Below are 21,572 nucleotides of genomic sequence, written 5' to 3' on the forward strand. Positions count from 1 at the left end.
CACTTTTAACTGTTATATTTTACCAAACTTTTGTCCTAAAAGCACTAAAATGAGCTTCTTTTTACCTTAATCAGAAAGATTATTGATATAATCAATCAACTCAACTGTTGGCATAGTTCGTAATTGTCGAATAAACTTTATTTGCGATTTTGTTGCCATTAAATATTTAGATTGTGATAAAGGTTTTTTATGAGGATTTTTTTCACCAACTAATTTGCCGTTATCTAATTTTACAAATCCTAGTTCAAAAAATACTCTTAAAATAAATAGAATACTATCATAATCTAACCCTAAATATGGTGCTACTGCCTGATAATCATCAGGTGTGAGCGTTGGATGCTGATAAATATACTTTAAAACTTGTCCAAAATATGACTTATTTGGTAGTGATTCCACAGGTAATTGATCTAACAAAAATCTTAAATATAATTGCTGATAATTTTGATTCAATGCTAAGTTTAATTCAGTTTGACTACGTGGAGTATCTAATAAGACAACAGTTTCATTATTTTCTTGGTAATCTTGAACTAAACTTATTTTTTCTTTTTCTATTCCTAATTGATTTTGTACGATTGGAAGATTCTTTTTATCAAATAATAAATACCTATCTGCAAATCCCATAACATATTTTTCATTTCGCAAATCAATAACTGAATTTTTAACAGCTAACTTAGGAGCAGAAAAGTCAATTCCTTCAATTATTCCTTGTAGGCTACTTTTCCCTCTAAAAGTATTAATAGAAAGTCTTACAAAGACTTTTGTAATAAATGGTAATAAATTATTATTCAAAAAGCCCTTTCCAAAACCAATAACAGTTAATTTGCCATTATCTTTTTCTGCATTAAATTTAACATGTTCTTGTTCTTTTCCCATCTTAGTAAAACCACTTATTTTAAAATTAGAAATACTAAAAATAGGAGTAGGATTATCCGTACCAAAGGGACCAATTTGATTAATATCTGTTAATAATTGTGTTGTTAAATTATCCATTGGCAGCTCAAAATCATAATCTTTCATCTCTAGATTATCACTAGAATAAAAACTTGCTTCAAACTTATTACGTAATTTTACAATATTCTCTTCATCAAGTGCTAATCCACATGCAAAATCATGACCGCCAAATTGGTTCAAGATATTACCTTTTAAAGGCTCTAAAGCATTAAATAAATTAAAGCCTTTTTTAGAACGTCCTGACCCCTTAATTTCACCAGTGTTACTTTTAGTTAAAACAATAGTTGGTTTATGAAGCTTTTCGACAAGTTTATTAGCTACTAGTCCTAATACCCCTTCATGATAATTAGGATTATAGATTACTAAAGTATTCTTTTTTTGCCAGCTGTTTTCTTTAAATTGTTTTAAGCAATCTTGAAATACTTCAGTTGTTAATTCCTTACGCTGATTATTTAATTTTTCTATTTCATTTGCTATCTTTTGTGCTTCTATATCATCATCTGCTAATAAAAGCTGAACAGCTAAATTTGCATTTCCTAATCTTCCAACCGCATTTAACCGAGGAGCAATATTAAATCCTACATCTTGCTCATTTATTGTTCCTAAAGTTAAACCAGCATTATTGATCAACGCTCTTAAGCCAGGTCTATCAGTTTGATTAAGTATCTCAAGCCCACGCTTAACAATAATATGACCTTCTCCACTAACTTTAACCATATCTCCAATTGTTCCAATCATGGCCAAATCTAGTAATTCTGGCATAGTATCTTGCATTAATTCTCTACATATAGTATAGGCAACGCCAGCTCCACAATAATCGTCAAAAGGATATTTTTGCCCAGGATAATTACAATGAACAATAGCATAAGCAGCAGGTTGTTCTTCTTGAAAAGTATGATGGTCAGTAATAATGGTATCTACTCCATTAGCTTGGGCATACTTAACTTCTTCAACACCAGTAATCCCATTATCTACAGTAATAATCAATTGTGTGCCGTCAGCCACAATATCTTTATATCTGTCAAGATTAGGACCATAGCCATCTTTAAAGCGATCTGGAATAAAATAATGAACATCTGCACCTAAAATACTTAAGGTTTCAGTCATTATTGCAGTAGCTGTTATTCCATCAGCATCATAATCGCCATAGATAGTTATCTTTTGCCCAGAATCAATTGCTTCATTAATTCTGTCGACAGCTTTTTCCATATCATGCATTAATAAAGGATCAGCTAAATTTTCTTCAGTTGCATTAAACCAAAAATCAAGTTTTTCATCACTATCAATTCCCCTTAAAGAAAACAACTTAGCCATTATTGGACTAAGTTGATACTTTTCTACTAAATCAGGGTTCAATTCATTCGCTTTTCTTTGTTGCCACTTCATTATTTTAACTTAAACACCTGTAAATTCTTATTAGAAGCCTTTTCTGTTTTAATTAAATTACCACGAACTGCCCAACGATCAACTCCACCATCAGCACAAGTAATTAGAGTAACAATTGGTTTCTTAGTATTATCTACCAACCAAACAGCATACGGACTAACTTTTTTCTTCATATAAATTTTATAAATATATATTTTCTTTAAGTCAGTTAAATATACTAACTGCCCCTTCTTACTATCTTCTAAAGGTGAAAAAAGAACTCCTTTAGCTGTCATATAGTGGCCTGCTAAAGCATAATTACCTTTTCCCATCTGTTGATCAGCTCGCATAGTACCACCACCAGTTGCCATAGCACTATCAGATAATCCAAGCATTATTGGAAGATACATATTTACATTTGGGATAGCTAAAGCACCAATAGCATCAGATGTGTTTTTCACTTGTGTACGTGTTACTTGAGCAAAATCAATTTCTTTAACTTTATCAAAATCAAACATTCCCTTCTTTTTTTGGTTCTGTTCAACTTTTTTAACAGTTAAACTACTCAATGCTTTAGATTGATTTTGTTGAACAATATGATTTCTAATTTGCTTATTAAAAATCAAAACTAATCCAACAAGCAATAAAATTATAGCTACAATTCTAATTATAATTGTAGTAACACTACTTTTATTCTTTTTACTTTCCTTTGATGTCATCGTCATTCATCCTTAATACTGCCATGAATGCATCTTGCGGCACTTCTACACGACCAACTGCCTTCATTCGCTTTTTACCACGTTTTTGTTTTTCCAGAAGTTTGGCACGACGATCTGGGTCCCCCGTATGGATCTTCCATGTAACATCTTTACGATATGGTTTAATAGTTGCGCGAGAAATAATTTTTGCTCCAATTGCACCTTGAATATCAACTTCAAAATTTTGACGAGGAATAAGCTTTTTAAGAAGCGAAGTCATTTGACGAGCACGATTTTGAGCTTCATCACGGTGAGCAATAAAACTCAAAGCATCAATTGGTTCTTTATTAAGTAAAATATCAATCTTAACTAAGTTAGTTGCACGATACCCTGTAATTTCATAATCAAGAGAAGCGTATCCCTTAGTTGATGATTTCAAATCATCAAAGAAATCAAAAATTATTTCTGCTAATGGAATATTATAAATTACATTTACACGATATTTGTCTAAATAATCCATAGTCACAAATTCACCACGTTTATGCTGACAAAGTTCCATCACAGGACCAACAAAATCATTTGGAACCATAATTTCTGCCTTTACATAAGGTTCTTCTACTCGTTCATATTCACCAGCATCTGGTAAATCTGAAGGGTTATCAATAACCTTAGTAGTACCATCATTCATAATTGCGTGATAATCAACAGATGGAGCAGTCATAATTAAATCCAAATCAAATTCTTGCTCAAGTCGCTCTTGCACAACATCCATATGAAGAAGTCCAAGAAAACCACAACGAAAACCAAATCCTAAGGCTGTTGAAGTTTCTGGTTCAAATTCTAAGGCTGCATCATTTAGTTGCAATTTTTGAAGAGCTTCTTTTAAATCATCATATTTAGCATTATCTACTGGATACATACCAGAAAATACCATAGGTGGAATTTGACGATAACCTGGAAGAGGTTCTGCCGTTGGATTTTCAGCATCAGTAATAGTGTCACCCACACGAGTTTCACGAACTGATTTAATATTTGCAGTTAAGTATCCTACATCTCCAGCAACTAAAATATCTTTTTTAACTGGATGAGGACTAGAAACACCTACTTCAGTAACTTCATATTCCATTCCAGTATTCATAATTTTGATTTTATCGCCTGGCTTTACTGTTCCTTCTTCAATTCTTACGGAAAGAACAACACCACGATAATCATCATACTTTGAATCAAAAATCAAAGCCTTAAGAGGTGCCTCTAAATCACCACTTGGTGCTGGAATATCCTTAACGATTTTTTCAAGCATTTCTTCAATTCCTACGCCAGTCTTTCCAGAAACTAAAGCAGCTTCTGAAGCATCTAAGCCAAGCATTTCTTCGATTTCTTCTTTAGCATTATCTGGATCTGCAGAAGGCAAATCAATTTTATTGATAACTGGCAAAATTTCCAAATCATCATCAATAGCTAAATAAGTATTTGCTAGAGTTTGAGCTTGAACTCCTTGAGAAGCATCAACAACTAAGAGTGCACCTTCACAAGCAGCAAGCGACCTAGAAACTTCATAAGAAAAGTCAACGTGTCCTGGAGTATCAATAAGGTGAAAAATATAATCTTCACCATCTTTTGCATGATACTTTACTTCTACAGAGTTCATCTTAATAGTAATTCCACGCTGGCGTTCAAGTGGCATATCATCAAGCATTTGATTCTTGAGTTGACGCTCAGATACTGTATCTGTTAACTCAAGAATTCTATCAGCAATTGTTGATTTACCATGGTCTATATGCGCTACGATTGAAAAATTACGAATATGTTTTTGATAATCTTTTAATTGTTTTAAATCCATATAATCACATGCCTTTACATTTCTATCTTATCTATTATATCAAGTGGAAAGCTAGTAGGCAAAAATCATAAAAAATGCCTTAATGCCATTTATCGACATTAAGGCAAAATTTTATTTCAATTTATCTTTTAAACGTTCAAAGAAACCTTTTTCCTGTGGTGAAATATTACCACCGCCAGCTTTAACAAAGTCAACCAAAGCTTCTTTTTGCTTTTCATTAATTGATTTTGGAATTTCAACTTGAACTGTTGTTATTTGATCGCCGTTACCATTGCCGCGGAGATATGGAACACCTTCACCATGCAAAGTAAATTTCTTATTAGGTTGAGTACCTGCTGGAATCTTCAACTTAGTGTTACCGTGAACTGTTTTAACATTAATTTCATCCCCTAAAGTAGCTTGGGCAAATGAAATTGGGATAGTGGTATAAATGGTATTTCCACGTCTTTCAAATTCCTTAGATGGCTTAATACGATAACTAATATACAAATCTCCATATGGTCCACCATTTCGTCCAGCTTCACCTTGGCCTTCATAACGGAGCTGTTGACCATTATCGATTCCTGCTGGAATTTCAACTTCAATAGTATTCTTTCTATCTACAGTTCCTTCACCATGGCAGCTCTTACATGGATGTTCGATAATTACTCCTTTACCATGACACTTATCGCAGGTAGTTTGACGACGAATAGTGCCTAGCATTGATTGTTGAGTAATGGTCATATAACCAGTTCCATGACATTTATCACAAGTAATTGGGTGAGTGCCTTTTTCTGCACCAGTACCATCACAAGTTGAACAAGTTTCGCTACGAGTATAGCTAACTTGGCTCTTTTTACCGTTGATTGCATCCATAAAATCAATAGTTAAAGTGTAATCCAAATCTTGACCGCGTTGTGGAGCTGTTGGATCAACTTGTCTTTGACCTCCACCACCAAAGAAATCATTAAAAATATCACCAAAGTCGCTAAAACCACCAAAACCTTGACCACCGTATGATTGTCCTGAGCCAAAGCCACCTTGACCATTCACACCAGCTGCACCAAACTGATCGTATTGCGCACGTTTTTGCTTGTCATGCAATACTTCATAAGCTTCATTAACTTCTTTATACTTTTCTTCAGCACCTGGCTCATGGTTTAGGTCTGGGTGATATTTTTTAGCAAGTTTACGATAAGCCTTACTAATTTCTTGATCACTAGCATTGCGATCAACACCAAGAACTTTATAGTAATCTTCTTGTGCCAATTTATTAAACTCCTCGCTATTCAAAAGAAAAGAACTACCCATAAGCAGTTCTTTTCTTTACAGGTTATTTAAATTATAAACCCATTACTTGTCTGGGTCTACCTTATGGAATTCTCCATCTTGTGGGCCAGAATTGTTTTGACCACCATCTTGTGGACCTTGAGGTCCAGCTTGACCAGCCGCACCTTGAGCGCCACCATTTTGTTGATAAAGCTTAACAGCTAAATCTTGAGCAGCTTTAGATAATGCATCCTTCTTTTCTTTCATAGCATCTAAATCATTATCTTTTTGTGCCTTCTTAAGATCATCTAAAGCTTCTTGTACCTTCTTAGTATCTTCTTCTGGAACCTTATCCTTAGTTTCTTTCAAGGTCTTTTCAGTAGTGAAGATCAATTGATCAACTTCGTTTCTAAGGTCAACTTCTTCTTTACGCTTCTTATCTTCTTCAGCGTGTTCTTCAGCATCTTTTTGCATCTTTTTGATTTCTTCATCTGATAAACCTGAAGAACTCTTGATGGTAATCTTTTGTTCCTTACCAGTTCCCATGTCTTTAGCAGATACATTTACAATACCGTTTTTATCAATATCGAAAGTAACTTGAATTTGTGGAACACCACGTGGTGCTGGTGGAATATCAGTTAATTCAAAGCGACCTAAAGTCTTATCATCAGCTGCCATTGGACGTTCACCCTGCAATACGTGAACATCTACTGCTGGTTGATTGTCAGCAGCTGTAGAGAAGATTTGACTCTTTGAAGTTGGAATAGTAGTGTTTCTATCAATTAACTTAGTGAAGACACCACCCATGGTTTCAATACCAAGTGATAATGGAGTAACATCAAGTAAAACAATGTCCTTAACATCACCTGAAATAACCCCACCTTGAATTGCTGCACCTAAAGCAACAGCTTCATCAGGGTTAATTGAGTGGTCAGGTTCTTTACCAGCCCATTCCTTAACAGCCTTTTGAACTGCAGGAATACGAGTTGAACCACCATTTAAGATAACCTTATCGATGTCATTTACAGTTAAATCAGCATCCTTCAAAGCATTGTCAAATGCAACCTTAGTCTTTTGAACTAAGTCGTCAGTTAATTCATCAAACTTAGCACGAGTAAGATCTGCTTCAAGGTGCAATGGGCCTGCTTCACCAGCTGAAATAAATGGAAGAGAAATATGAGTTGATGAAACTCCTGATAAATCTTTCTTAGCTTTTTCAGCAGCATCCTTTAAACGTTGAAGTGCCATCTTATCCTTAGATAAGTCAACACCATTTTCATTCTTAAAGTTTTCAATAAGCCAATCCATAATGCGCTTATCAAAGTCATCACCACCGAGGTGAGTATCACCGTTAGTTGACAATACTTGGAAGACACCGTCACCTAATTGCAAAATAGAAACATCAAAAGTACCACCACCAAGGTCATATACAAGTACTTTTTCATCGTTTTCATCTTTATCAAGACCATAAGCTAAAGCACTAGCAGTTGGTTCGTTAATAATTCTTTGAACATTAAGTCCAGCAATCTTACCAGCATCTTTAGTTGCTTGACGTTGAGCATCGTTGAAGTAAGCAGGAACAGTAATAACTGCGTCAGTAACTTCTTCACCTAAGTAATCTTCAGCAAACTTTTTAATGTATTGCAAAATAAATGCAGAAATTTCTTGAGGAGTGTAATCCTTGTCTCCTACTTTTACTTTGTAACCATCTTCACCCATGTGGCTCTTGATGGAAACAATAGTATTAGGGTTAGTGATTGCTTGACGCTTTGCAACATCACCTACTTGAACTTCACCATCTTTAAATGACACTACTGATGGAGTAGTACGATTACCTTCTGGGTTAGTAATAATTTTAGGTTCTTTACCTTCAAGTACTGCAACTGCTGAGTTAGTAGTACCTAAGTCAATACCAATAACTTTTGACATATTATATTTACCTCTCCTATTGAGCTACAACAACCATTGCTGGTCTAAGTGTTCTATCTTTATATTGATAGCCTTTTTGTAAAACTTGAACAACTTTATCCTTTTGTTCATCATTTTCAGCTTCAACTGTTTGAACAGCCTGATGAATAGCTGGATCAAATTTTACATCTTCAGCTTCAATTTCAACAATATCATGATCTTTCATAGCCTTAACTAATGAATCAAGTGTCATTTGAACACCTTTTTTCAATTGTTTAGATGCTTCATCATCGGCTTCAACACTTAAAGCACGCTCTAAATTATCCATAGCTGGTAAAACATCTTTAGCTAAAGATTGTGATTCATACTTAATTAGTTGAGCACGTTCTTTTGAATAGCGATTTTGCATATTTTGAATTTCGGCTTCACTTCTTAAGTACTTATCTTCAAGCTCTTTATTTTTTTCTTTTAATTCAGCAATTTCTTTTACTAATTCTTTGCTGTTATCCTGTTTTTCTTCTGCTTTTTTATTTGCCTTTTTTTCAGCTTTATTATTTTCAGAAGAAGGTGCAGGTTTTTCATTTGCTAATTCTTCTTCACTTGGAAATTCTTCTTTACTCACGGCTGGCCTCCTTTTTTATTGAAATTTACCATAATAATCGAGCAATTTCTTGGCTAGCTCGTTTCTAAAATACTCTAATAATCCAATCATTTGCGAATATGGCATATTCGTAGGACCTAGTAATGCAATTGTACCTTTGCCATGACTCCCGACACTATATTCAGCTGTAAGCAGACTATAATCTTTAAGCAAATCATTCGGAAGCTCAGATCCTAATCTAACTTGGACTGGATAATGATCTTCTTTATCACTTTTACTTAAACTCATCAAATCAGAAATCAAATCATCATGACCAACTAATTCATATAAAGAACGCAGATCCTTTACATTTTCAGTTGCATTATTAAGTAGATTGATTTGTCCATCAACATACATTTGTTCACTTGCAGCATCTTTAATCACATCTTCTACAAGCTCTAAAAGTTCACTTGAATGCTCACCTGCAAGATCATGCGTCGATAAGGTCTTTAATAAGTTTGGCGTAATTTCTTTTAAATTCTTACCAACAAGCTTATCATTAATCATTCGAACCGCTTTTTCAACTTCATCCCCATGAATATTATGAGGTAAAGTATAAACTTGATTCTGAACATTACCATCACTAGTAACAAGGATTGCCATTACTTGCCTATTAGACAAAGGCACGATTCTGAAACCAGTCACAGTTACACTATGTGTTTCAGGACCTTCCGCGAAAGCTGTATAATTAGTCAAATCTGACAAAATTTTAGCAGCTTCTTGAACAATTTCATTCACTTGATGAAATGGTCGATCTAGTTGACAGACGATTTGATCATAGACTGAATCAGGTACTTGCAACGGCTCGACTAAGTTATCAAGATAATAACGATAACCTTCTGTTGAAGGAACACGACCGCTTGAAGAGTGGGTCTTTTCAATTAATCCTAGCTCTTCAAGAACTGCCATCTCATTACGAATCGTTGCACTTGAATACTTAACCGGCAATTGCATCATCACGGTCTTTGAACCTACCGGCTCATGTGTCTGAGTAAAGTCCTTGATGATTGTTTTTAAAATAAGTTCTTGACGTTCGGTCAACATAAATATCGCCCTCACTTTTAGCACTCTTAACTCTTTTGTGCTAACAAATACTATAATACCAAAAATTAGCAGGTTGTCAAGTGGAGTGCTAACTTATTTTAAAGTCTTACTGCTGTTTTCTTCTTTTTTTAATTTGAATATTAATACGATTTACTTCTTCAATTCTAATAACTTCTTCAATTACCCAAATAATAATATACGATATAATAAAAATCACTATCGTCGTGCCATTTATATACCAATGATTCATTGTCATCATTAAAATATATAGACTGATAGTTGCAATTGCATGAATGAACAGTGCTAATAAAAATGATATATCTAACTTAAAAATCCATGCTAGTTCTCCAATTAGTCCACTAATTATCAAAACACTTAATACACTATGCTTAGAAACAGAAATATTAACGTTATTGTAGGCAAAGCCAAGAATCAACAAATAGATAATTGCACCAAAACCCATTCCTGTAACAAAATTTTTAATATTTTTTTGCAATACTTTCATTTATAATCCCAACCTCTTTTCTAAATCTTTCATATACCGTCTTGAAATCTCCGCCTTATAACCATAATCTAGCTTTGCAATCATATTTCCTACAAATCCTGCTTCTAAACTTTCTAAGTAATTAATATTAACTATCGCATGTCTAGAAACTTGAACAAAATCCATATTCAATTTATCAAGTACCTGATATAATCTTCCCTTAGTTTTAATAGTTTCTTCTGGTAAATAGTATGTTAATTCAGTGCCTTGAACTTCAATTTTGATAATATTTTTAGTCTTAATAGTAAAAATTCTATCTTCAGATTTAACTGGTAATAATCTCTTATTTTTTTGCTTAAATTTCTTTATAAAAGAAATAAGGCTATCTACCTCTTCATCTTCAAGGCAAGCCTTAACTTCTACTATTACTTCTTTTTCTTTCAAACTTCTATCTTCTAGAAAATTGACCTTCACTCTTCGTCTTTCCTTTTCGATTTAAATAAATCACACTACTTAAAACAATAACTAAAATTAAAATCATAACTATCATTACAATCACATTATCTAAATTAGTTAATTGATAATTTTCAATTTTAAAATGAATACCTAAATATTCAATCATTGAGTGTCGCATCCCTACCGGTAACTTTTCACTTAATTTATTCAAAAATAAACTTCTTAAACTAGCTGCCTCATAACTATTTGGTATTAATTTTACCATATTCCGCGCCCAATCATTTAAAGTACCATAAGGCATGTAAGTTGCAATCATAAAACCAGCTGCAGCACCTAAAATTGCTGATAAACGACTAAAAGTAGTTGAAGAATTAATGAATAATGCTAAAACCATATTCATAAATGTTGCAGCTATTGCTCCTAATATAACAAATCCTATTCCTGGTAGAATTGCTGACAGAGGAATATTAACTTGATCAACTATCTTAAAATATACACCCATTATTATCCAAGTGAAGATTTGCATAATAAAACTAATAAAACTTGCAGATAATACATAACTTAGATACTGCTTTATTATTGGAATATCGCTTAACATAAAGTCATCGAATTTTCTACTTTCTCTATCTTTAACCAATTGACCTAATGCTTGAAAGGAAGTAGTGATACCACCAATAGTAATAATTCCTGCCATCATCCATAAATCAAGTAACTTAGTCGCATTTACTACATTCTTCCAAGAAGAAGTTAAATTTTCTTGAAGAAAACCAATATAAATAAAAAATGCAATTAAGGCCCCTAGACAGGACATTATCACGCCCGGAATATTGGAAAAATAAATCTTAATGTTTCTTTTAATAAGTGCAAACATTTTATTGAATCTCCTTACCAGTAATTTTTATAAATGCATCATCAATTGAACCATGTTGATATTCAAATTTTTCAATTTCATTTTTATGGTCAGTTAGCCACCTAATTGCATCTTTATCAGATAATCCTTTTAAAACATTTATCTTATTTTGAATCACCACTTTTAACTTAGTAGACGTATATTTTTCTTTGATTTCAACAGCCGAACCTGAAGCCAAAATTTTACCATTCTCTAAAATATACATTTGATCTGCATTTTCCGCTTCTTCTAGATAATGCGTAGTTAAAAATATAGTTAGATTTTCTTCTTTACGCAACTTTTCAAGTAACTGCCAAATAACCTGCCTAGTTTGCAAATCTAATCCAGTTGTAGGTTCATCTAAAAATAATAAGTCCGGTTTGTTTATTAATGCACGAGTAATATCTACTCTGCGTCTTTGTCCTCCTGAAAGCGTACCATATTTCTGATCTAAAAAGTTTTTAATTCCAATTAAGTCAATCAACTTATTTAACCAATTTTTAGAATATTCAGAATACATTTTCGCACGTAAAAATAAGTTATCTTTAACAGTCAGACTTTCATCCAAAACACTATCTTGAAATACTACTCCTATCTTCAAATTTTTCTTCATTTTAATAATTCCAGTAGTAGGAGTAAGTAATCCCGTTAAAATATTGATAGTCGTCGATTTACCAGCTCCATTGGTTCCAAGATAAGCAAGAAGTTGTCCTTCATCAATTTTTAAGTTCACATTATTTAATGCGAACTTCTCACCATATTTTTTAGTTAAATTTTGAACTTCAATCAACATAAAAATCCTCTCCTTTCGATTCATGAATAGAATACTAAGAAGAGGATTATTTGTATCAACCTTTAACACAAACGGTTATTTAAGTAGCATAAATTGCAAAAAACATACTATAAACTTATCTTTTCATCAGCAACTTGATCAATAAAATGTTTATCATGCTCAATTAAAAGCATTGCAGGCTTAATTGTTTTAAGTAATTCAATTAATTGGTTTTGATTATAAATATCAAGATAATTTGCAGGTTCATCCCAAATATAAAGATTAGCTTCTTCTGCAAGTGATTTAGCAATTGCAACACGTTTTTGTTGTCCCATGCTCATTTCTTCAATTGCAACATTAAAAGTCTCTCTTTTAAAACCCATCTTTCGCAAATTATTTAACAATTCTTCATAAGAAATTTTTTGCTTATGTGCAAAATCTTTTAAATTTCCATGATATTCTGTGAAGTTTTGTGGCAAATAAGAGATTTTTAAACCTGATTGAATTACAACTTTTCCACTTGTTTGAATTTGCTGATTTTTACTTAATAAATAATTTACTAATGTTGTTTTGCCTGACCCATTTTTCCCTTGAAGTGCAAGTATTTCTTTATTTGAAATACTTAAGTTTAAATTATCAAATAAATTAGTTCCATCATCAAACTTGATACCAAATTTTTGCAAATTTATTAATTCATGATGATAATCTGGCAGAAAGTTCATTGTTAATTTAGGTGCCTGTTCAATATTTTGTAAAAGTCCCATTTTAGAATCAATATTTTTATTAATTCTACGTTCAATATTTTTAGACTTTTTCATAATTTTGGCAGCTTTATGACTGACAAATCCGCGATCAATATTTACATTGATTTCATTTTTATGATTAGCAGCAGATTTTTGTTTTTCAGACTTTTCAGAATATCCCTTAATTCGTTGTGCACTTTTAGTTAAATCACTAATTTCTTTTTGAAGCTTGATATTCTTATTTTGATTAAATGCATCTCTTTTTTCTTTTGTATCTTCATAACTTGCATAATTACCTTGATATAAATGAATTTCCGTATTTTCAATTGCCAAAATATGGTCTGTAACTTGATTTAAGAAATCTCTATCATGACTAACAACTATGTATCCAGATTTACTGTTTTTCAAGTATTGAGCAATTTCCAGACGACTATTTTCATCTAAATGATTAGTTGGTTCATCAATTAAAGGAAAATTATTATAATCTGCAAAACTAGCCGCTAACAATAACTTGGTTTTTTCTCCCCCACTTAGAGTATTATATGGCTGCCATAAATGACTAGAATCAAGGTCTAATAAATTCATTTCCCGTTCAAGTTCCCATTGTTCAACATTTATTTCTTTTTGTAATTCATAAATAGCTAATTCATTTTCGTTTTCAATATGTAATGGGAAGTATGAAAAATTATTTTTGCTTGTGATTTGACCAGTAGCTGTTAATTTTCCTCTTAATAAATTTAAAAAAGTAGTTTTACCGGCCCCATTTCTTCCAACAAGCCCCAATTTCCAATTGCTATCTAAATTAAGATTTAAATCAGAAAAAATTTTACTACTGCTATTTTCATAACCATACGATAAGTTAGTAATTTTTATAATGCTCACAATAATCACCTCAAGAACTAAGGAGATCCGTACAGAATAATGGAAATTAGGCACACAAAAAGAAGGGCACCAAAGGTCCACCAATTTCTAAAAAAGTGTACAAAATCTCCGCTAATCAACGAATTTTCAACTTACACTTATTAGAAAATTAATGAACGCAATGGCGACCCTTCTTTCTTAAACATGAAATAATATTATTTATAGTTTAACACATCTACGATATTTTACAAGTTAATTCTTCATTCGTTTAAAATATGTTTTTATTTCTTGTTCATCAAGTTTTAGTTGTTTTTGTAATTCATCTAAATTATCAAACTTAATTTCCCCACGAGTATAATGATACCACTCAATAGTCATTTTTTTGCCGTAAGCTTCTTTATCAAACCCAAATAAATGTGACTCAATATAAATCTTTTTCTCTTGATTAATAGTTACATTGTAACCAACACTAGTCATAGAATTGTACCATTTATTCCCAATTTTGGTTTTAGTAGCATATACACCAATTTTAGGAATAACTTTTTTATCTTCCCAGACTAAATTTGCCGTTGGAAAACCTAATTTATGTCCATTTCTTTTGCCATGTCCAATTGTGCCACTCATTAAATAATGTTGTCCTAACAATTCATAAGCTAATTCCATTTCACCATTTTTAATAGCTTTGCGTATTTCAGTGGAACCAATTTTCTTTCCATCAAAAGTTTGTTTAGGAACTTTCAAAATATCAAACCTTCCTTTTGCAAAAATTGGCAAGTTTGACATATTCGATATATCCTTTGGTCCATAAGTATAGTCAAATCCTGCTACAACAGTTTTAGTATTTAGTTTTACAATAACTTGATCCACAAACTGTTGTCCTGAAATTTCACTGAAGTTTTTTGTAAATGGAGCTACAATTAAATAATCTACTCCCAAGGCTTCCATTTTACGTGCCTTTTCTGCAATTGTATCAATATATTCAAAATTATGTTTTTCAGCATATACTTCTCTTGGATGATGATCAAATGTCATTACTACTACAGGAAGTTTTTGAAGTTTTGCAACTTTTTTAGCTTCATTAATTAAGTGCTGATGACCAAGATGAACTCCATCGAAGAAGCCTAAAACTAATACTATTTTATTTGGGATAATATTTTCTTTAACTGGATAAGTTAAATGGATGACTTGCACAATAATTTCCTTCGTTTCACTTATTCATTTTGGAGGAGCATTAACTTTGGTTGATACCCCTTGGCAGTTTTTTGATAAATTGCCTTAACTCTACCATTGTATCTTAATGCTACACTTTTTGCATCCGTTTTCAAAGAGATAAGAGCGCCATTTTTTACTTTTAGCCATTTTCCTTCATTTAAATCTATAGTTTCATAGTCTTTAAAGAATGCATCAATTGGCTGAATTAATTCAGCTGCTCGTTCTGGATTATTAATTATTTCATCAAGTTTGACTGCTTGTCCAATATTAAATCCGGAACTTGCTACCCTTCTTAAGCGTGTCATTACAGCTGGAGTATTCAATTTTTCACCTAAATCATTAACTAAACTTCTGACATAGGTTCCTTTTGAACATTCAATTTGAAAATTAAAACTTTCTTCTCCTTTATCAGAATCAAACACAGGTTTTCTAGTTAAATCATATTTATAGATTTCTACTTCACGTTTAGGTCGCTCTACTTCAATTCCTTCACGTGCATATTCATATAAACGTTTACCATTAACTTTTACTGCCGAATAAATTGGAGGAACTTGTGTAATTACTCCCTTAAAAGTTTGCATTTTCTCTTGGATTTCCGAAACGGAGAAAGGTGCATCTAATTTCTTTTTTTCTAAAATTTTTCCTTCGGTATCATAACTATCAGTTCGATAACCTAAAAGTCCTGACCCAATATAAGCTTTAGGACGAGTGTGCATCATTTCTATTAACTTCGTTGCTTGTCCAATAGCAATTGGCAATACTCCAGTAACTTCTGGATCTAGGGTTCCAGCATGACCAATTTTTCGAATATGAAGGGCTTTTCTAAGATGATAAACTACATCTGCACTAGTCATCCCGCTATCTTTATCAATTACTAAAATTCCATTAAGCATATCCATTCTCCTCGCATTATAAAAATAAAAAAAGACGCTTCTCAGCGTCTTTTTTTATTTACCGTTTCTTTCAGCGTCCTGTTTTCTAACTTCCGCAATTAAACGATCAATTTTACTACCATATTTAACTGAGTTATCTCGTTTAAAAATGAGTTCCGGTACTTTATATACTGTCAAAACTTGACCAAGTAAATGACGCATCATACCCTTAGCTTTATCTAATGCTTCACTTACCTCTTGTTCCTTTTCAGGATCTTCACTTAATAAACTATAGTATATAGTTGCATATGATAAATCATTAGTACATTCAACTGCTGTGATAGTCACATCACTTAAACGAGGATCGCGAATATCTTTACGTAAGATTTTTGTTAATTCGCGGAGGATTTCTCCTTCAACACGACCAATTCTATGCTTCATGTTTTCCTCCTATTGTATTTTACCTAAAATTACTTTGGCTTAACTTCTTGCATTTCATAAGCTTCAAGTTGATCATCAAGTTTAATATCATTGAAGTTTTCAATTGTTAAACCACAATCAAAGCCAGCTTTGACTTCCTTAACATCATCCTTGAATCTCTTAAGAGACGCAACTTTGCCATCATAGACTACAACACCGTCACGAATAACTCGGATACCTGAATCACGTGTTACATAACCGGAATCAACAAATGCACCAGCAATGGTACCAACCTTTGATACTTTCCAAGTTTCACGAACAGTCAAGTTGCCAGTAACCTTTTCTTCATAAGTTGGTTCAAGCATACCTTTCATAGCAGCAGTCACATCATCAATAGCCTTATAAATAATGCTATAAAGACGAATATCTACTCCTTCACTATCAGCTTGAGACTTGGCAGTAGCAGTTGGTCTTACATTAAATCCAATAATGAAACCATTAGAAGCACCAGCTAAAGTAACATCACTTTCATTAATAGCACCTACACCTGAGTGAATGATATTTACACGTACACCCTCAACATCAATCTTTTCAAGTGATTGTTGTAATGCTTCAACTGATCCTTGAACATCAGCTTTAAGAACAATGTCAACTTCTTTCATGTTTTCCTTCTTCATAGTATCGAAGAGGTTATCTAAAGTAATATGTTGAACATTTTCACGTGATTTTTGTAAAGCTTGTTGTGCTCTAGCTTCACCAACACTTCTAGCTGTCTTTTCATCCTTAAATTCTACTAATTTGTCAGCAGATTCAGGAACATCATTTAATCCTGTAATTTCAACTGGTTCTGATGGAGTTGCCTTCTTAACTTGACGACCACGATCATTAGTCATTGTACGTACACGACCAAAAGTATCACCAACTACAATTGGATCACCAACATTCAAAGTACCTTGTTGAATTAATACATCGGCAACTGGACCACGTCCACGGGATAAACGGGCTTCAATTACAGTACCAATAGCCATTTCGGTTGGATTTGCTTTAAGTTCCATGACGTCTGATTGAAGCAAAATCATTTGAAGCAAATCTTCTACATTTTGACCAGTCTTAGCTGAAATATTAACGTAAATAGTGTCACCACCGTAATCTTCTGGAATTAAATTATACTTCATTAATTCTTCAGTTACGTGTTGTGGATTTGCACCTGGTTTATCCATCTTATTGATTGCAACAATAATTGGAACACCCGCACTTTTAGCGTGATCGATAGCTTCAACTGTTTGTGGCATAACACCATCATCAGCTGCTACAACTAAAACAACAATATCAGTAATTTCTGCACCGCGAGCACGCATGTTAGAAAAGGCAGCATGTCCTGGAGTATCAAGGAAAGTAATCAAGCGATCATCAAGACGTACTTGGTAAGCACCGATTTTTTGAGTAATACCACCAGCTTCATGAGCTGATACATGAGTATGACGTAAACGATCAAGTAAAGTGGTTTTACCATGGTCAACGTGACCCATAATAGTAACTACTGGTGGACGCTTGACTTGATTAGTTGAAGCCTTTGAAGCTTCCATTCTATCATCATAAAGCTTATCAATATCAGAGATATCTTCATGAACTTTTTCTTCAGCATTGATGCCGTATTCAGCTGCTAATAACTCAATAGTATCTTTATCTAAAGATTGATTTTGATTAGTCATGATACCAAGCATAAATAACTTTTTGACAATTTCAGCTGGTTCACGGTGAAGCAGTTTACCTAAATCTTGAGCATTCATACCTTCATCATACATTAATGTCTCTGGTAATGGACGTTCTTTTCTTTGAGTTGGTTGCTTCTTTGGAGCTTGTTCATGTTGACGCTTCTTATTCTTGCGTCTACGGCGTTCTTGACGATCGGAATGTTCGTTATGATTATTTGCGAATTGATTCTTACCTTTACGGCCTGGTTTACCAGTATTTCTACCATGACCATTGCCACGTTTATTATTGTCCTTAGAAACTTCAGTATTTAATTCAACTCTAGGAATTGGAGTACTAATGTGAGTGTTATTTCTAGATGAATTTCTATTAGAACTTCTATTTGAGCTTCTGTTAGAATTATTGTTTCTATTTGAAGCAGATTTAGCACTGCCATCCTGATTTTGCTTAAGGCGTGCTGGTGATGGCTTCAAAATCTTAGGGCCAATAACTTTTCTTGTCTTCTCAGCCTTAGGGGTTTCCTTAGCTGCATTCGTCTTATTATTCTTTGGTTGAGTGTCTTTATTTGGATTCTTCAATTGTTCGTGATATTCTTTTTTCGTTCTCTGTGCTTGTTCATTTAATGAACTTTCTTCAGCACGTTGCTTCTGTTTAAACTGCTTAAGTAAATCGCGAGCTGCCGGTTTAGAATTGCGATTTTTATGGTTATTTGTTTGACCATTATTATCGTGATTTTGACTGCGGCGATTATTATTACGTCTTCTACGGTTTTTATGGTTAGAATTATTACTTTCAGATTCCTTTTCGTTTTTACGAATTGAAGAAATTGAAACTTTTATCTTACTGTTTTTATTAGAAGACTTCTCTTGCTTTTTAGCGGGAGCGGAGTTCTGAAAACTACCTTTTAATCGATTCGCTTGGGAATCTTCTATTGATGACATATGATTTTTTACATCAAAGCCGAGGTCCTTTGCTTTATCAACCACAACTTTATTATCGATGCCTAATTCTTTTGCGACTTCATAAATTCGTTTTTTAGTCATCTAATCACACTCCTTCATTAATCTTCTTAGCTAATGCTTTATAAAAACCAACATCAGTTAAAGCTATTACTTTACGCTTTTTGCCTATGGCGTTAGAGAGCTCTTCATATGTAAAAATATTAATAATAGGAATATTTTTATTTTTAGCTGCTCGAATAACTTTTTCAGCTGTATTTTTTTGAACGTCATTAGCTAAAATAACTGCTACAACTTTACCTTTTTTGATTGAGCCGATAACGGTCTCAGTTCCTGTAACAAGTTTGCGAGCACGTTCAGCTAAACCAAGAAAATTTATTGCTTTTTGTTTTTCTTGCAATCTTATTTATCACCAAATAATTCTTTTCTAGCCTTTTGATGATCAACATAAGAATAGAGTTCTTCATAAAAACTTTCAGGAATTGTGGTTCCTAAGCTTTTTTCTAAAGCACGCTTTTCTTTTGCTTCTTCAATCTTGGCAGGATCAAGGGATACATATGCGCCACGACCCGGCTTTTTTCCTGTTGGATCAACAGAAATATTTTTTTCTTTATCAATCACAACCCTTACTAATTCTTTTTTAGGTTGCATTGTATTAGTAAGCAGGTCTTTGCGCATTGGAATTTTTCTTTTTTTCAAAAAGATCACCAATCCTTACTTATTTTTCAGTATTTTTTACTTCTACATTTTCTTGAGTTGCTTCATCCATGGATTCAGAAGATGGAGTTTCTGCAGTTAATTCATCTGTATCAGCAGCAGTTTCAGTATTGTCTGAGCTTTTAGCAGCTTCATCTACAAATTCAACTTCAGATTCTGGTCGAATGTCAATCTTATAGCCAGTAAGCCGGGCAGCTAAACGTACATTTTGTCCTTTTTTACCAATAGCTAATGATAATTGGTAATCTGGAACAATAACTAATGCACTCTTATCATCTTCATCACCACTGAATTGAACAGCAATAACTTCTGCTGGATTCAAAGCATTTGCTATATAATCTGATGGGTCATCTTCGTATTGAACAATATCAATATTCTCTCCACCAAGCTCGTTAACAACATTTTGTACACGAGCTCCGCGTTGACCAACACATGTACCTACCGCATCAATATTAGGGTCACTGCTTTTAACAGCAATCTTAGTTCTGTCGCCCGCTTCACGTGCAATTGATACAATTTCAACAGTACCATCATAAATTTCTGGAACTTCTTGTTCAAATAAACGCTTGACCATATCAGGAGCAGTTCGAGAAACTGTAATTTGAGCACCTTTTGAATCAGAACCAACATGAGTTACAAGTACACGAATTTTATCTTGTGGATTGTAAACTTCATTTGGCATTTGATCATGTTGTGGCATAACAGCTTCAACATTACCAATTTTAACATATACAAAACGATTATCGCGACGCTCAACAGTACCAGTGACCAATTCATCTTCATATTGAGAATATTCATCAATAATGTGACTTCTTTCAGCTTCACGCAAGCGTTGCATAATAACTTGCTTAGCAGTTTGAGCAGCAATACGCCCAAAATTCTTTGGTGTTACTTCAAAGCGGATTTCATCTCCAACTTCATAAGCACCATTGATTGCTAAAGCTTCCTTTAAGCTAACTTCAAGGCGATCATCTTGAACTTCATCAACAACAGTTTTAACTGCCATCACCTTGAAATTACCAGTACGTGGATCAAAGTCAACTTCGACATTTTGTGCTTGATTATAATTCTTTTTATAAGCAGCAACTAAAGCAGCTTTGATTGCTTCAACGATAGTTTCCTGATCAATTCCCTTAGTTTTTTCTAAGGTAGCAAACGCTTCTAGCATTTCTTTAGACATAGTTTGATTCGCCTTTCTAAAATTCGATTGCAAAGCGAATATTTGCAATCAGCTTACGAGGAATAGTAATTGTCTTTTTTCGAGTTTTAATCTTAACTTCAAGAACTACTTCATCATCATTATATGACTTAAGTGTTCCTTCATACATTTTTTTACCTTCAATTTTTTGATAAAGCCCAATATGAACATAATCATCTTTAGCTTTTTCCCAATCTTGGGGCGTTTTAATTGGACGCTCAGCACCAGGAGATGAAAGTTCTAAAACATATGGATCTGGCAATGGATCAGGATCAAGTGTATCTAGTTTTTCAGAAACCAATTCACTTAAATCAGCAATCTCATCAATATCGATTCCATTTGGTTCCTTATCAACATAAATTCTTAAATAATTCTGACCTTTTTCTTTTACATATTCGATATCTACAAACTTATCATCACGATTTGCAATAATAGGTTCTATTTCTGAACGAACAAGATCTGTAACTTTAGACAAAGATTTTTTTCCTCCGTAATAAAAAGAGTGAGCATTCTTGCTCACTCGAATTTACCTATTCGAACTTCACGAATAAGTATACCATGTTTATCCTATTTTTTCAAAAA

20 protein-coding genes are annotated in these 21,572 nt (G+C 33.2%); all 20 read right to left on the bottom strand.

The features are described from left to right. Positions 1 to 66: 66 nt before the first annotated feature. The 20 genes from recJ to rimP all read right to left on the bottom strand — a co-directional run bounded on the left by recJ (position 67) and on the right by rimP (position 21,465). Positions 67 to 2,337, bottom strand: coding sequence for a single-stranded-DNA-specific exonuclease RecJ (gene recJ, locus FOD82_RS05120; protein WP_144355403.1), 2,271 nt, complete (start codon positions 2,335 to 2,337; stop codon positions 67 to 69). After that, positions 2,337 to 3,035 carry a class A sortase gene (locus FOD82_RS05125; RefSeq protein ID WP_144355404.1) on the bottom strand — a complete coding sequence of 233 codons (699 nt, stop codon included), beginning with the start codon at positions 3,033 to 3,035 and terminating at the stop codon, positions 2,337 to 2,339. The genes recJ and FOD82_RS05125 overlap by 1 nt, the downstream gene beginning before the upstream one ends. Next, the gene (gene lepA, locus FOD82_RS05130) at positions 3,016 to 4,854 is read right to left on the bottom strand and encodes a translation elongation factor 4 (protein WP_144355405.1); all 1,839 of its coding nucleotides are present in this window, start codon (positions 4,852 to 4,854) and stop codon (positions 3,016 to 3,018) included. Before lepA ends, FOD82_RS05125 begins: the two co-directional genes overlap by 20 nt. A gap of 111 nt (positions 4,855 to 4,965) precedes the next feature. Then, positions 4,966 to 6,102, bottom strand: coding sequence for a molecular chaperone DnaJ (dnaJ, locus tag FOD82_RS05135; RefSeq protein ID WP_144355406.1), 1,137 nt, complete (start codon positions 6,100 to 6,102; stop codon positions 4,966 to 4,968). An 84-nt stretch (positions 6,103 to 6,186) separates the two neighbouring features. Continuing rightward, positions 6,187 to 8,031 carry a molecular chaperone DnaK gene (gene dnaK, locus FOD82_RS05140; RefSeq protein ID WP_144355407.1) on the bottom strand — a complete coding sequence of 615 codons (1,845 nt, stop codon included), beginning with the start codon at positions 8,029 to 8,031 and terminating at the stop codon, positions 6,187 to 6,189. 16 nt (positions 8,032 to 8,047) lie between these two features. Next, on the bottom strand, positions 8,048 to 8,632 hold the full coding sequence (gene grpE, locus FOD82_RS05145; protein ID WP_144355408.1) for a nucleotide exchange factor GrpE: 585 nt from the start codon (positions 8,630 to 8,632) through the stop codon (positions 8,048 to 8,050). A gap of 15 nt (positions 8,633 to 8,647) precedes the next feature. Continuing rightward, positions 8,648 to 9,694, bottom strand: coding sequence for a heat-inducible transcriptional repressor HrcA (gene hrcA / locus FOD82_RS05150; protein WP_144355409.1), 1,047 nt, complete (start codon positions 9,692 to 9,694; stop codon positions 8,648 to 8,650). 106 nt (positions 9,695 to 9,800) lie between these two features. Continuing rightward, positions 9,801 to 10,199, bottom strand: coding sequence for a DUF3021 family protein (locus FOD82_RS05155; protein WP_144355410.1), 399 nt, complete (start codon positions 10,197 to 10,199; stop codon positions 9,801 to 9,803). Then, positions 10,200 to 10,652 (bottom strand): LytTR family DNA-binding domain-containing protein, encoded by a 453-nt coding sequence (locus FOD82_RS05160; protein ID WP_144355411.1) that lies wholly within the window; start codon positions 10,650 to 10,652, stop codon positions 10,200 to 10,202. Next, entirely contained in the window at positions 10,627 to 11,505 is an 879-nt protein-coding gene (locus tag FOD82_RS05165; protein WP_144355412.1) for an ABC transporter permease, read from the bottom strand. The genes FOD82_RS05160 and FOD82_RS05165 overlap by 26 nt, the downstream gene beginning before the upstream one ends. Position 11,506: 1 nt before the next feature. Then, the gene (locus FOD82_RS05170) at positions 11,507 to 12,316 is read right to left on the bottom strand and encodes an ABC transporter ATP-binding protein (RefSeq protein WP_144355413.1); all 810 of its coding nucleotides are present in this window, start codon (positions 12,314 to 12,316) and stop codon (positions 11,507 to 11,509) included. A gap of 107 nt (positions 12,317 to 12,423) precedes the next feature. Further along, positions 12,424 to 13,920: a ribosomal protection-like ABC-F family protein gene (gene abc-f / locus FOD82_RS05175; protein ID WP_144355414.1), complete on the bottom strand. Its 1,497-nt coding sequence runs from the start codon at positions 13,918 to 13,920 to the stop codon at positions 12,424 to 12,426. Between the two features lie 231 nt (positions 13,921 to 14,151). After that, positions 14,152 to 15,090 carry a riboflavin biosynthesis protein RibF gene (gene ribF, locus FOD82_RS05180; RefSeq protein ID WP_144355415.1) on the bottom strand — a complete coding sequence of 313 codons (939 nt, stop codon included), beginning with the start codon at positions 15,088 to 15,090 and terminating at the stop codon, positions 14,152 to 14,154. A gap of 20 nt (positions 15,091 to 15,110) precedes the next feature. Then, a complete protein-coding gene (gene truB, locus FOD82_RS05185; RefSeq protein WP_144355416.1) occupies positions 15,111 to 16,004 on the bottom strand; it encodes a tRNA pseudouridine(55) synthase TruB in 894 nt (297 codons plus the stop codon). A gap of 54 nt (positions 16,005 to 16,058) precedes the next feature. Continuing rightward, complete coding sequence (locus tag FOD82_RS05190; protein WP_144355417.1) at positions 16,059 to 16,424, bottom strand: ribosome-binding factor A; 366 nt, start codon at positions 16,422 to 16,424, stop codon at positions 16,059 to 16,061. A gap of 29 nt (positions 16,425 to 16,453) precedes the next feature. Continuing rightward, positions 16,454 to 19,159: a translation initiation factor IF-2 gene (infB, locus tag FOD82_RS05195; RefSeq protein ID WP_144355418.1), complete on the bottom strand. Its 2,706-nt coding sequence runs from the start codon at positions 19,157 to 19,159 to the stop codon at positions 16,454 to 16,456. Between the two features lie 4 nt (positions 19,160 to 19,163). After that, a complete protein-coding gene (locus tag FOD82_RS05200) occupies positions 19,164 to 19,475 on the bottom strand; it encodes a ribosomal L7Ae/L30e/S12e/Gadd45 family protein (protein WP_144355419.1) in 312 nt (103 codons plus the stop codon). Between the two features lie 2 nt (positions 19,476 to 19,477). After that, on the bottom strand, positions 19,478 to 19,774 hold the full coding sequence (locus FOD82_RS05205) for a YlxR family protein (RefSeq protein ID WP_144355420.1): 297 nt from the start codon (positions 19,772 to 19,774) through the stop codon (positions 19,478 to 19,480). Positions 19,775 to 19,793: 19 nt separating this feature from the next. Beyond that, entirely contained in the window at positions 19,794 to 20,972 is a 1,179-nt protein-coding gene (gene nusA / locus FOD82_RS05210; protein WP_144355421.1) for a transcription termination factor NusA, read from the bottom strand. Positions 20,973 to 20,988: 16 nt separating this feature from the next. After that, positions 20,989 to 21,465, bottom strand: coding sequence for a ribosome maturation factor RimP (gene rimP, locus FOD82_RS05215; protein WP_144355422.1), 477 nt, complete (start codon positions 21,463 to 21,465; stop codon positions 20,989 to 20,991). Positions 21,466 to 21,572: the final 107 nt, after the last annotated feature.

Origin of the sequence: Lactobacillus sp. LL6 (assembly GCF_007570935.1) — a bacterium.
In the GTDB taxonomy this organism is placed as follows: Bacteria; Bacillota; Bacilli; order Lactobacillales; family Lactobacillaceae; genus Lactobacillus.

Coding starts and splice junctions, on each gene's coding strand:
- recJ (WP_144355403.1), bottom strand. CDS start 2,337: ATGAAGTGGCAACAAAGAAAAGCGAATGAATTGAACCCTGATTTAGTA.
- FOD82_RS05125 (WP_144355404.1), bottom strand. CDS start 3,035: ATGACATCAAAGGAAAGTAAAAAGAATAAAAGTAGTGTTACTACAATT.
- lepA (WP_144355405.1), bottom strand. CDS start 4,854: ATGGATTTAAAACAATTAAAAGATTATCAAAAACATATTCGTAATTTT.
- dnaK (WP_144355407.1), bottom strand. CDS start 8,031: ATGTCAAAAGTTATTGGTATTGACTTAGGTACTACTAACTCAGCAGTT.
- hrcA (WP_144355409.1), bottom strand. CDS start 9,694: ATGTTGACCGAACGTCAAGAACTTATTTTAAAAACAATCATCAAGGAC.
- FOD82_RS05155 (WP_144355410.1), bottom strand. CDS start 10,199: ATGAAAGTATTGCAAAAAAATATTAAAAATTTTGTTACAGGAATGGGT.
- FOD82_RS05165 (WP_144355412.1), bottom strand. CDS start 11,505: ATGTTTGCACTTATTAAAAGAAACATTAAGATTTATTTTTCCAATATT.
- FOD82_RS05170 (WP_144355413.1), bottom strand. CDS start 12,316: ATGTTGATTGAAGTTCAAAATTTAACTAAAAAATATGGTGAGAAGTTC.
- truB (WP_144355416.1), bottom strand. CDS start 16,004: ATGCTTAATGGAATTTTAGTAATTGATAAAGATAGCGGGATGACTAGT.
- FOD82_RS05190 (WP_144355417.1), bottom strand. CDS start 16,424: ATGAAGCATAGAATTGGTCGTGTTGAAGGAGAAATCCTCCGCGAATTA.
- infB (WP_144355418.1), bottom strand. CDS start 19,159: ATGACTAAAAAACGAATTTATGAAGTCGCAAAAGAATTAGGCATCGAT.
- nusA (WP_144355421.1), bottom strand. CDS start 20,972: ATGTCTAAAGAAATGCTAGAAGCGTTTGCTACCTTAGAAAAAACTAAG.